General features: G+C 74.7%; 6 protein-coding genes. 4 read left to right on the forward strand and 2 right to left on the reverse strand.

The features are described 5' to 3' along the window. The first annotated feature begins 50 nt into the window (after positions 1 to 50). Positions 51 to 7,052 carry an SDR family NAD(P)-dependent oxidoreductase gene (locus tag ABZ956_RS15405; RefSeq protein WP_361892618.1) on the forward strand — a complete coding sequence of 2,334 codons (7,002 nt, stop codon included), beginning with the start codon at positions 51 to 53 and terminating at the stop codon, positions 7,050 to 7,052. Further along, positions 6,980 to 8,062, forward strand: a complete 1,083-nt coding sequence (locus ABZ956_RS15410; RefSeq protein ID WP_361892621.1) for an alpha/beta fold hydrolase — start codon at positions 6,980 to 6,982, stop codon at positions 8,060 to 8,062. The genes ABZ956_RS15405 and ABZ956_RS15410 overlap by 73 nt, the downstream gene beginning before the upstream one ends. A gap of 11 nt (positions 8,063 to 8,073) precedes the next feature. Here ABZ956_RS15410 and ABZ956_RS15415 read toward each other — a convergent pair whose 3' ends face one another. Next, a complete protein-coding gene (locus ABZ956_RS15415) occupies positions 8,074 to 8,997 on the reverse strand; it encodes a LysR family transcriptional regulator (RefSeq protein WP_361892623.1) in 924 nt (307 codons plus the stop codon). 187 nt (positions 8,998 to 9,184) lie between these two features. Here ABZ956_RS15415 and ABZ956_RS15420 point away from each other — a divergent pair, with 187 nt between their 5' ends. Next, positions 9,185 to 9,763: a DUF6817 domain-containing protein gene (locus ABZ956_RS15420; protein ID WP_361892626.1), complete on the forward strand. Its 579-nt coding sequence runs from the start codon at positions 9,185 to 9,187 to the stop codon at positions 9,761 to 9,763. A gap of 40 nt (positions 9,764 to 9,803) precedes the next feature. Next, the gene (locus ABZ956_RS15425; protein ID WP_361892629.1) at positions 9,804 to 10,715 is read left to right on the forward strand and encodes an oxidoreductase; all 912 of its coding nucleotides are present in this window, start codon (positions 9,804 to 9,806) and stop codon (positions 10,713 to 10,715) included. A 15-nt stretch (positions 10,716 to 10,730) separates the two neighbouring features. Here ABZ956_RS15425 and ABZ956_RS15430 read toward each other — a convergent pair whose 3' ends face one another. Then, entirely contained in the window at positions 10,731 to 12,311 is a 1,581-nt protein-coding gene (locus tag ABZ956_RS15430; RefSeq protein ID WP_361892631.1) for a TROVE domain-containing protein, read from the reverse strand. Between the last annotated feature and the right edge of the window lie 42 nt (positions 12,312 to 12,353).

The raw sequence follows: 12,353 nt of genomic DNA on the forward strand, positions 1-12,353 counted from the left end.
ACAAGCCCCCGTGAAGCGCCGTTGTTCGTCGCGTGGCCGAAGGGGTGGGGATGACGAGGGTCCACGGCGAGTTGGTGCGTGCGTTGCCCGGTGCGCTGAAGACGCACGCGTCGCGGGTCGGGGGAAAGACCGCGTACCGGGATGCCCGGCGAGGCGTGACGTACGCGGAGCTGGAGGAGCGGACCGGGCGGCTGGCGGGTCATCTGGCGGGGCTGGGCGTACGGCGTGGGGACCGGGTGGCGCTTGTTGTGGGCAACCGGGTGGAGATGGTGGAGAGCTGTCTCGCGGTCCTGCGGGCGGGGGCGGTGGGGGTTCCGCTCGATCCCGGTGCTTCGGCGGCGGAGCTGGCGTACTTCCTCGACGACAGCGGGGCGGTCGCGGTCGTCGTCGACGCGGCGCTGCTGCCCCTGGTCGGCCGGCTGGTGGACGGTCGCCCGCGGCTCCGGGTCGTGGTGGCGGGCACGGACGCGGTGCCCGACGGGGCGCCGGCGGGCACGCGCGTGTTCGGGGAACTGGCCGGAACGGACCCAGGAGTGCCGCCCCGGGACGACCTCGGTCTGGACGAGCCCGCCTGGATCCACTACACCTCGGGCACCACCGGGCAGAGCAAGGGCGTGGTCTCCGCCCAGCGTGCCGCGCTGTGGTCGGTGGCGGCGGCCTACGTGCCGCTGTGGGGGTTACGGTCGCAGGACCGGTTGCTGTGGCCGCTGCCGATGTCCCATGCCTACGCGCACTCGTTGTGCCTGCTGGGGGTGGTCTCGGTGGGGGCGAGCGCGTACCTCCTCGACAGGGGGGCGAGCGTCGCGGACGCGCTCGCCGGGCAGCCGTTCACCGTCCTGGCCGGCGTGCCCGCCACGTACCACGTGCTGATGGACGCCTTGCGCGAGGGGCGGCGGCCGCCGCCCGGTCTGCGCCTGTGTGTCACCGCGGGCTCGCCGTGTCCCGCGGTGCTGCGGGCGGACGTCGAGGAGTCGCTGGGTGTTCCGCTGCTCGACGGGTACGGCAGCACCGAGACGTGCGGGAAGATCGCGGTCGACCGGCTCGACGGCCCCCGGGGCGACTCCGGCGGTACGCCGGTGCCGGGGGTGGAGGTGCGGCTCGCCGATCCCGTCACGGGCGTCGAGGTCGCCGACGGCGAGGAGGGGGAGATCCGGGTCCGGGGCCCGAACCTGATGATCGGTTACCACAATCGTCCGGACGACACCGGCCGGGCTTTCGGGGACGGCTGGTACCGCACGGGAGACCTCGGCCGCCGCGTCGGCCACGGCCGTCTGCGGGTCACCGGCCGCGTCAAGGAACTGATCATCCGCGGCGGCGAGAACATCAACCCGGTCGAGGTCGAGCATGTGCTGCTCGCCTGTCCCGGCGTCGCGGACGCGGCCGTCGTCGGCAGACCGCACGACGTGCTCGGCGAGGTGCCCGTCGCCTTCGTCGTCCCCGGTCCGGGGGGCGTGGACACCGGCCGGGTACGCGCCCTGTGCCGGGAGCGGCTGTCGGGCTTCAAGGTGCCCGACGAGGTGTACGAGACCGGCGCCGTACCCCGTACGGCCTCCGGCAAGACCGACCGCCCGGCCCTGGCCCGGCAGTCGGCCGAGCGGCTGGGGGCGGCGCAGGGGGCCGCCGCCTCCGCCTTGCGCGGGCGTCTGAAGGCTCTGGCCCCGTCCGAGCGGTACGACGCCGTCCTGCGCCTCGTCCTCGCGGCGACGGCGGAAGCCGCCGGCACGCCCGCGACGGATCGGGAACAGGGCCGTCCTTTCACTGACTTCGGCCTCACGTCCCTCGGGGGCGTGCTGCTGCGTGACCGGCTCGGCGCGGCGAGTGGGCTGGGCCTGCCGGCGACGTTGGTGTTCGACCACCCGACGCCCGCCGCCGTGGCGGAGTTCCTGCACACCGCGCTGGTCGGGGAACCGGCCCCGGCGGCCCCGGCGGCCGCTACGGGCGATGCCACGGCGCGGCCGTCCTCCACGGAACCGGTCGCCATCGTCGCCATGGCGTGCCGGTATCCGGGCGGAGTGGAGTCACCCGAGGACCTGTGGCGCCTGGTCGCGGACGGGACCGACGCGACATCGGACTTTCCCGGCGACCGCGGCTGGGACCTGGAAGCGCTCTACGACCCCGATCCGGACCGTACCGGCACCTCCGTCACCCGCCGCGGTGGCTTCCTGCACCGGGCGGCCGACTTCGACGCGGCCTTCTTCGGGATGTCCCCCCGGGAGGCGCTGGCCACCGATCCGCAGCAGCGGCTGCTGCTGGAGACCGCCTGGGAGGTCTGCGAACGGGCCGGCATCGACCCGACCGCCCTGCGCGGCAGCGACACCGGCGTCTTCGTCGGCGTGATGCACGCGGACTACGCCGGCCGCTTCCTGCACCGAGGCCCGCACGAACTGGAGGCGCATCTCGCACTCGGCTCGGCCGGCAGCGTGGCGTCGGGCCGTATCGCCTACGCCCTGGGGCTGCGCGGGCCCGCCGTGACGGTGGACACCGCCTGCTCGTCGTCGCTGGTGGCGATGGACCGGGCCGCACGGGCGCTGCGGTCCGGCGAATGTGCGCTGGCCGTGGCCGGAGGTGTCACCGTCATGGCCACTCCGGGACCGTTCGTGGTGTTCAGCAGGCTGCGCGGCATGGCGCCGGACGGCCGGTGCAAACCGTTCTCGGCGGCGGCCGACGGCACCGGCTGGGCCGAAGGGGCCGGGATGGTCCTGCTGGAGCGGCTGTCCGACGCCCGGCGCAACGGCCACCCGGTGCTGGCCCTGCTCCGCGGTTCGGCCGTCGGCTCCGACGGCGCCTCCAACGGCCTCACCGCGCCCAGCGGCCCGGCCCAACAGCAGGTGATCCGCCGGGCCTTGGCCGACGCCGGGCTCGCCCCGGCGGACATCGACGCGGTCGAGGCGCACGGCACCGGTACCGCGCTCGGCGACCCCGTCGAGGCGCGGGCGCTGCTGGCCGTGTACGGGCGCGGGAGGCCCGCCGGCCGGCCGCTGTGGCTCGGTGCGCTGAAGTCCAACCTCGGGCACACCCAGGCCGCGGCCGGGGTCGGCGGGGTCATCAAGACCGTCATGGCGATGCGGCACGGACGGCTGCCCCGCACCCTGCACTGCGAAGAGCCGTCACCGCGGGTGGACTGGTCCTCGGGCGCCGTGCGGCTGCTGACGCGGGAGGAGGAGTGGCACCCGGCCCGGCCCGGGGGCCCGCGCCGGGCCGGGGTGTCCGCGTTCGGCATCGGCGGGACCAACGCCCACGTCATCGTGGAACAGACCCTTCCCGTGCCCGGACCCGGCGCTTCCACGCCCTGGCGTACCGTGCCGCCGCTGCTGCTGTCGGGCGCGGATCCCCAGGCGCTGCGCGCCCAGGCCCGGCGGACGGCCGCGCTTCTGCGGGAGCGGCCCCGGCTGCGCCCGCTGGACGTCGCGTTCTCCCTCGCCACGACCCGGGCCGCCCTCGCGCACCGCGCGGCCGTCCCCTCGGGCGACCGGGCGGCGGTGCTGAGTGCTCTGGACACCTTGGCCCGGACCGGAGTCTGCCCCATGACCGCGGCCGGCGGGGCGAGGCCGGCCGCCGCCCGGCTGGCCTTGATGTTCACCGGTCAGGGCGCGCAGCGGCCGGGCATGGGCCGGGACCTGCACGCCGCCTTCCCCGCGTTCGCCACCGCCTTCGACTCCCTGTGCGAGCGGTTCGACGCCGCCTTCGACGCCGGATCCGGCCGGGGCCGGCCGCTGCGCGCGGTGCTGTGGGCGGCCGAGGGCAGCGAGGACGCCGCTCTGCTGCACCGTACGGATGTCGCGCAGGCGGGTCTGTTCGTCTTCGAAGTCGCGCTGGCGCGGCTGCTGTTGTCCTGGGGCGTGCGGCCGGACGTCCTGGTCGGGCACTCCGTCGGTGAGCTGGCGGCGGCGCACGCGGCGGGCGTCCTGTCGGAAGGGGACGCGGTGGAGCTGGTCGCCGCCCGGGGCCGGCTGATGCGGCACCTGCCCGGAAACGGGGCCATGGTGGCCCTGGACGCCTCCGAAAGCGAGACGGCACGCGAGCTGGCCGACGTCCCGGACCTGGTCGACAAGGTCGCGATCGCGGCGGTGAACGGTCCGCGGTCGGTCGTCGTCTCCGGGGAGGAGGAAGCGGTACTGGCTGTCGCGGACCGCTTCGCCGGGCGCGGACGCCGCACCACGCGGCTGCGGGCCGGCCACGCCTTCCACTCTCCGCTGATGCGACCGATGCTCGCCGAACTCGGCCGCGTCGCCTCACGGTTGACGTACCGGGCCCCGCGCATCCCGGTGATGTCGACGGTGACCGGGCGTCAAGCCACCGGTGGCGACCTGTGCTCGGCCGCGTACTGGGTGCGCCACGCCCGCGAGACCGTGCGCTTCGGGGACGCCGTCCACCGCCTCGCGCACGACGGGCGGGTGACCGCCTTCGCGGAGGTCGGGCCCGACGCGCAGCTGACCGCGGCCGCCGCGGCCTCCGTGGCCGGGGAGGCGGAAGGGCCGCTGTTCACAGCTGCCGCACGGGCCGGTGCGCCGGAGACGGAAACGGTCCTGGCCGCACTGGCCCGGTTGCACGTGCACGGCCTGCCGGTGGACTGGCACCGGGTGTACGCGGGCAGCGGCGCCCGGCGGGTGGACCTGCCGACCTACCCTTTCCAGCGGCAGCGCTACTGGCTGGAGGACGCCGCGATCCCCGGGACCGGCCCCTCCCCCGCTGTGCGCGACCGCGGCCACCCCCTGCTGGCCCAGACGACCACTGTTCCCGGCACGCAACGCCTGCTGTGCACCGGCCACCTGTCCGTCACGGCCCAGCCGTGGCTGCGCGACCACGCCGTCGCCGGGCACGCGCTCGTACCCGGCGCGGCGTTCGCCGAGATGGTGCTCCACGCGGGCGAGGCGTGCGGGCTCGACCTGCTGGAGGACCTCGTGCTGGAGGCCCCGCTGGCCCTGCCCGGCTCCGGTGACCGGGTCCAGGTGCAGGTGGTCCTCGGCGAACCCGACGCCTCCGGCCGCCGCACCGCCGACGTCCACTCCCGCCCGCCGGATTCCGGAGCGCTCGGCGCCTGGACGCACCACGCGACCGGGCGGCTCGGTCCCGTCGCCGGCCCCCCGGGCCATGCCGGCGATGCCCCGGCGTGGCCGCCGCCGTACGCCGTGCCGGTGGACCTCGCCGGCGCCTACGAGCGCCTGGCCGCCGCCGGTTACGCGTACGGTCCCGCGTTCCGGGGCGTCGCGGCCGCCTGGCGGGGGCGGGAGGAGGAGCTGTTCGCCGAGGTCCGGCTGCCCGAAGCGGCGAAGGCCGATGCCGGGCGGTACGGTCTGCATCCCGCCCTGCTCGATGCCGCGCTGCACGCCGCGCTGCTGGCCGCACCGCCCACCGGCCCCGCCCGGGTGCCCTTCGCCTGGCGAGGGCTGGCCGTGTACGCCACGGGCCCCACGGCGCTGCGCGTGCGCGTACGCGCCACCGGCACGGACACCGTGGCCGTGGACCTCGCGGACCAGGCGGGCAGGCCGGTGGCCCGGGTGGAGTCCTTGACCACACGACCGGTGCCGCGATCCGTCGGCACCGCGGCGGGGGCCGGAGGGCTGTACCGCCTGCGGTGGACCGCTCTGGCGGCCGGTACGGCCGACGGTGACGGACCGGCCCTGACGGTGGGGGCGCCCGACGACCTCGCTCTGCGCTCCGCGCTCCCGGCCACGTCCCCGGGAGCGGGGACGGCCGCTGGAACCGTCGTCGTCTCCCTGTCCGCTCCGATGTCCTCCAGCCAGTCCCCCGACCCGGTCGCGGACACCCACGCCCTGACGGTACGGGCCCTGTCCGTCCTGCGGGCCCACCTGTCCGGTTCCGGGGGCCGCCTGGTCGTGGTGACCCGCGGCGCCGCCTCCCGCGTACCCGGCCTGCCCGCCGCCGCGGTGTGGGGCCTGTTGCGTTCCGCGCAGTCGGAGTATCCCGGCCGTCTCACCGTCGTCGACACGGACGGGCGACGGGAGTCGCTGCGTCTGCTGCCCGCCGCCATCGCCACGGGCGAACCTCAGCTCTCCCTCGCCGAAGGCTTGGTGCGCGTGCCCCGGCTGACCGACGCCGAAGCCCCCGCTGGCGCTGGTGGCGGCTTCGCGGGCGGCGGCACCGTACTGCTCACCGGCGGTACCGGAGCCCTCGGCGGGCTGCTGGCCGGGCACCTGGTCACCCGTCACGGGATCCGGCATGTGGTGCTCGTCAGCCGCCGTGGTCCGCGGGCGGCGGGCGCCGGGCGGCTGCGGACCGCGCTGGAGCGGTCCGGCGCCCGCGTGGACGTGATCGCTTGTGACGCCGCCGACCGGAGGCGGCTGGCCGCCGTCGTCGAGGAGTACGCACCACACCTGACCGCCGTCGTGCACACCGCCGGGATCGTGGACGACGGTGTGCTGGAGGCGCTGACGCCCGAACGGATGACAGCGGTGCTGCGGGCGAAAGCCGACGCGGCCTGGAACCTGCACGAGTTGACGGCGCGTCTGCCGCTGTCGCACTTCGTGCTGTTCTCCTCGGCGGCCGGCCTGCTCGGCAATCCCGGCCAGGCCAACTACGCCGCCGCCAACGCCTTCCTGGACGCCCTCGCGCACCACCGCGCCGCCCTCGGCCTTCCCGCGCTCTCCCTCGCGTGGGGGCCCTGGAGCGGGGATGGAATGGCGGCGAGCACCGGCCGTAGTGCCCGAGCCGGGGCGCGGGGCGGCGTGCTGCGCGCGGTCTCCCCCGAACAGGGGCTGGCGTTGTTCGACTCCGCGCTGGGCAGCGACGAACCGGCACTCGCGCCTCTGCTGCTGGACCGTTCCCGGCCGGCGGTGCCCGCCGGGACACCGCTCCCGGCGCCGCTGCGTGGGCCGTTGCGCCCGTCCCGACCGGCCGCGGCGGGCGGGGGCGACGCCCCGAGGACGCGGCCGGAGCCTGGCGGGACCGGCTCGCCGCGCTGCCCCCGGCCGACCGGGCGCCCGCCCTGCTGGAGCTGGTCCGCGAGGAGGTCGCCACCGTGCTCGGCCATCCGGACGCGACCGCGGTGGACCCCGGCCGGCCCTTCACCGAGCTCGGCTTCGACTCCCTGACCGGCGTCCTGCTGCGCAACCGCCTCGGCATGCTCACCGGGCTGCCCCTGCCCGCCACCCTCGCCTTCGACCGGCCCAGCGCCGCGGAACTGGCCGACCATCTGTACGAGGGCCTGAGCGGGGCCCTGCCCGAAAGGGCCGCCGCGGCCGGCCCCGCCCCGCACGCGACGAAACGGCCGCCCCAGACCCTTGCCTCCCTCTACCGGCGGGTGTGCGCAACGGGTGACGTCGTCGCGGCCCTGCACCTGCTGGTGACCGCCTCGCTCGCCGTACCCGCCTTCGACCACGCCGACCGCGCCCGTCACGCGCTCGCGCCCCTCGAACTCGCCCTAGGCACCGGTGGTACTGCACTCGTGTGCTTCCCCGGCTTCTCCCCCACCCTCGGCCGGCCCTGGTACGCGACGCTCGCCTCCTCCTTCGGCTGCGATCGCGACATCTTCGAGATCCCGCACCCCGGCGTCACGCACGGGGACACCGTCCCCCGTGACTGGAGGACCCTCGTGGACCTGCACGCCGACACCGTACGGAAGCGGATCGGCGACCGCCCGTACGCCGTCCTCGGCCACTCGATGGGCGGCTACCCGGCCCATGCGGTGGCCGTCCGGCTCGCGGCGACCGGCACACCGCCGGCCGGCCTGGTCCTCATCGACACCTACCACGTCACCCCGGACCGCGAGCACGAGCCATGGCTGCTCGGGATGCCCGCGCGCCTGCCCCTCCAGTTGGGCGAGCGGTTCGACACCGCCGTGGACGACATGTCCGTCGCCGCCCTGGGCGCCTACACCCGCATGGCCCGCGGCTGGCACCCGGAACCGACCGACATCCCCACACTCATGGTCCACGCCACATCGGAGGGACATGGGCGATCGTCCTGGCCGGCGCCCCACACCGCTGTGGACGTGCCCGGAGACCACTGGAGCATGACCGAGGAACACGCCTCCACGACGGCCGAAGCGATCCGGGCATGGCTCGGCACCCTGCCCGGCGGCGGCGCGGGGTCGTGCCAGTAGTGCCACACCGCTCATTCCGAGCCGGACGGCGCCTGTGCGGCTGTGGGCCGCTGTGCCCAGTGCCGGGCGACGGTGTCGGCGAAGGTACGGGCCAGTGGGGAGAGCGCGTCCCAGCGGCGGACGGCCCATCCTGTGCGGAGGACCGGGAGGGCGGGGATGGGGACGAGGCGGAGGTCGGCGTGGCCGGGGCCGTGCCAGCCGGGGAGTGCGGGGACGATCGCGCAGCCGAGTCCCAGCTCGGCCAGGAGGATCGCGGTGTCCCAGTCGGCGACGCTGGTGTCGAAGACCGGCTGGATCCCCGATTGCCGTAGCCAGGTGTCGAGATGGGTCCGGGAGGTGGAGTTCCCGGGGAGTCCGATGAGCCGGGTGCCTTCCAAGTCCGTCGGCGCGATGAACGGCTGAGCCGCCAGGGGGCTCTCGGTGCGGACGGCGAGGACCCAGGGCAGTTCGACCACGGGGCGCTGGTCGATGCCCCGGACCGGTGCGCCGAGGGTGATCCAGGCGAGATCGAGACCGCCGGCGGCGAGTGCGTCGAAGCAGCCGCGGCTGGAGTGCTCGGTCTGGAATTCGAGGCGGACCTGCGGGAATGTCCGCCGGAAGTCGACGACGGCGTCAGCCATGAAGTGGCGGACCGTCGTGGCCCCGGTGGTGATCCGCACCGAACCGCCGTCGCCGCGCACGAGGGCCTCTATCTCGCGCAGGGCACGGTCGATGCTGCCGAGGCCGTCGGTGACCGCCACCCGCAGCAGGTGCCCGGCCTGGGTGGGTACGACGCCCCGCGGGTGCCGCTCCAGCAGGCTGAGGCCCAGCTCCCGCTCGAGGCGTTTGACGTGCTGGCTGACGGCCGACTGTGTGCAGGACACCTCGCGTGCCACGGCGCTGAACGACCCGGCCTTGCACACCGCGACAAAGAAACGAAGATCATCAAGCGTCATGGACCGAAGCTACAGCTTGGGTGTGGGCAAGCAAACCCGAGGATTGACTTGGGCCTTGTCCCTTTGTGACGATCTGCGTAGGGCCCAGGGCGGCAACCCGGCAGGGACCTGAGCACTGCTCCGGACAGTGCTCAGGGCACTGCCGGGTGTCGACCCGCCCCACCCGACCCCAGAAGGAACGATCCAGATGCCACGTCCGGCCGACCCCGCCTCAGCCGCCCTGCGCCTCCTGGACGACCTCGGCGCCACGACCGCCGACCACCCCGGCGGCACCCTCGGCGCACACCTGCGACGCGTACAGCAGCAGCTCGCACACTGGGGAGCCCGCCCGGCGCTCCAACTCGCGGGACTGTGCCACGCCTTCTACGGGACCGATGGGTTCGCCATGGCGCCGCTGCCACACGGCGACCGGTCCAGGCTGGTGGAAGTGATCGGCACCGAGGCCGAATCCATCGTCCACTTCTACGCGAGCTGCGACCGCGCCGCCACCTACCCCACGCTCGCCGACGCCGGCGCGGTCTTCCGGGACCGCTTCACCGGCCGCACGTTCACCCCCACCCTCCAGCAACGCAAGGACTTCACCGAACTCACCGCCGCCAACGAACTGGACATCGCCCGCGTCGACGCGGACTTCCGCAAGAAGTGGGGAGGCGAGCTCCTGGCCCTCTTCACACGGCTCCAGTCGCTGCTGAGCCCGCGGGCATGGCAGGACTGCGAGACAGTGCTCGCTCCGCCAGGGCCAGGACCTCGGCTCACCCCTCGTTAACCGATGGCCCGGCAGCCTACGTGCGGGGATCATCCCCGGTATGACAACTCCCCAGACGATGACCGCGGCCGCATCGGGTACCTGGCGGCTCGGTGACCTGACGGTCAACCGGATCGGTTTCGGCGCGATGCGCCTGACGCAGAACGGCGAGGCGTTCGCCACGGACGCCGCTCCGAGCGATCGCGACCGGGCGATCAGCGTGCTCCGCCGAGCCGTCGAACTCGGCGTCAACCACATCGACACCGCCGCGTTCTACTTCTCCCGGCTGCGCTCCGCCAACGAACTCATCAACCGAGCACTGGCCCCGTACCCGGACGATCTCGTGATCACCACCAAGGTCGGGCCCGGCCGGGACCTGTCCGGCCGGTGGCTGCCCCATGCCACGCCCGGGCAACTGCGCGGCCAGGTCGAGGAGAACCTGCGCCAGCTCGGCCGGGACCACCTCGACGTGGTGAACCTGCGCATCGTCGGCACCGACTCGATCGCCGAGCGCTTCGCCGCGTTGGCCCGCCTCCGTGACGCCGGCCTCATCCGCCACCTGGGCCTCTCCAACGTCACCCCCGAGCACCTCGCCGAGGCCCAGGCCATCGCACCCGTGGTGTGCGTGCAGAACCAGTACGGCATCGGCGTGCGGCCCGACCAGGACGGGTTCGTGCGCGCCTGCGGTGAGCAGGGCATCGCGTTCGTGCCGTTCTACGCGATCGCCGGCGCCGGGCGTGAAGCGGGCGCGAGCGGCGCCGAGGGCGACGCGGTGCTCGCCGTCGCCCAGGCGCACGGGGCGAGCGCGGCGCAGGTGCGGCTGGCGTGGACGCTGCACCGCGGTCCGCATGTGCTGGCCATTCCCGGCACCGGCAACCCTGATCACCTGGCCGCGAACGTGGCCGCCGGCACGCTGCGCCTCTCCGAGGACGAACTGGCCGCCCTGGACTCCCTTCACCGGGGCGGCGCGTAAGGAGCGGCGGCCCGCTCAGTCCTCCCAGGGCCAGCGGGCGTCCTGGCCGCGTTCGAGCAGCGGAACCATGCGGAACGCCGCGTCGGTGAGGCCGCCGAAGGTGTGCCGGTCAGCGGACCCGGACGGGCCGTGGCCGGGCCGGTAGCCGGCGAGGTTCCAGGTGTAGACCGGGATGTGGGCCGGGATCTGCTCGGTCGGGTCGCCCGCGCGGTGGTAGGAGGCCTGTTCGTCGGTGACGATCAGGACCCGGTCGTGGCCGCGGTAGTGCCGGCGCACCGCCTCGGTGGTGTCGGTGCCGCCGAGGCTCCCGAAGCGCTCCAGCACCTTGAGGACCGACTCGCCCTGGCGGTAGGCCACGGGCGCGCTGGTGGTGCCGAACTCGACGAGGTCGGCGTCGGCGGCGCGCATCGCCACCGCCGTGCCGAAGATCGCGGCGGCGTCCGCGCGGTTGAGCCGGGACCGGTCCGACAGCGGTGCCCACATGGAACCGGAGCGGTCGACCAGGATCAGGGTCCGGCCGGGCAGCGTGGGCACGTTCGCCAGCGAGTGGCCGAGGGCCCGCTCCAGCGGATAGGCCCAGCGCAGCGAGGGGGCGTGCTGGTACGCGGCCAGGTACCGGAAGGGGAACTGCCGGGACCGGGCGACCTCTTCCGGGTCGGCTATCCGCGCGGCCACCTGCTGGGCGATCTCGTCGCGGACGCCGGCCTCGTCGAAGTTGCGCAGGTTGCGGACCAGGGCCATGGTGCCCATGGAGGGGATGACGGCCTCCCAGGCCGCCGCGTCCATCGGGCCCTGCAGCCAGCCGGCGAGGGCCTCCCAGGTCATGCCCGCCTCGGCGAGCCGTTCGGCGCCGCCGGGCCCGGTGACCAGGCCACGGCGTTCCGCGACGGGCAGGGCCATCAGCGCGCGGTGCGCGGTGAGGGTGCGGTCCGCGGCGGGCGGGGTGGCGGTGTCCGGGGAGTGGCGGCGGTCCAGGGCGTACTGGAAGAGGTCGCCCTGCCACGGCTTGGCGGGGTCGGGCGTGGGGTGGACGAGGTTGAGGACGTCGCCGAAGCGGTAGCCCTTGGAGGCGGTGTCGTACTTCAGGAGGTTGCGGCCGGTGTACAGGCGCCGCACGGCGTCGGCGATGCCCCGCTTGACCGGCTTGGGCACGTTCCGCCCGTAGGTGGAGGTCCAGTAGGCCAGCATCTCGCCGGGCTCGTCGGCGCGGCGCAGCACGGAGTCGACGACCTGGCGGTTGGTGGGGCCGTCCGTGGCGCCGGCCTCGAGGCGGGCCTTGACGTACTCGGCGGCGCCGACGAGGGAGGCGGTGCGCATCCGGCCGTCGCCGCGCAGCCATCGCAGGAGACCGGCGGTCCAGGCGGGGTCCGCGACGGCGAGCTTGCGGACGAGCGCGGCGAACCGGTCGTCCCGGTCGCTGCCGCTCTCGTGGTAGGTCTGCTGGGAGACGAAGTTGGCGACCGCGAGCAGGAACAGCTCGGAGCGGTCGTCCCGCAGGTACCCCTTGCCACCGAGGTGGGTGGGGGTGCGCCCGGTCGTGGTCACGGGCGAGGCGGGACGGGTCGCCTTGGACGCGCGGACGTTGAAGCGTGCCATGTGAATTCCCCCGAATTCGTCGGGGAAGCACGGCGTGGGGGC

It is taken from the genome of Streptomyces sp. NPDC046261 (genome assembly GCF_040646235.1).
GTDB lineage: Bacteria > Actinomycetota > Actinomycetes > Streptomycetales > Streptomycetaceae > Streptomyces.

Bases quoted from the DNA above. Each gene is read 5' to 3' on its own strand.
- ABZ956_RS15405 (WP_361892618.1), top strand. From the start codon at position 51: ATGACGAGGGTCCACGGCGAGTTGGTGCGTGCGTTGCCCGGTGCGCTG.
- ABZ956_RS15430 (WP_361892631.1), bottom strand. From the start codon at position 12,311: ATGGCACGCTTCAACGTCCGCGCGTCCAAGGCGACCCGTCCCGCCTCG.
- ABZ956_RS15425 (WP_361892629.1), top strand. From the start codon at position 9,804: ATGACAACTCCCCAGACGATGACCGCGGCCGCATCGGGTACCTGGCGG.
- ABZ956_RS15415 (WP_361892623.1), bottom strand. From the start codon at position 8,997: ATGACGCTTGATGATCTTCGTTTCTTTGTCGCGGTGTGCAAGGCCGGG.
- ABZ956_RS15420 (WP_361892626.1), top strand. From the start codon at position 9,185: ATGCCACGTCCGGCCGACCCCGCCTCAGCCGCCCTGCGCCTCCTGGAC.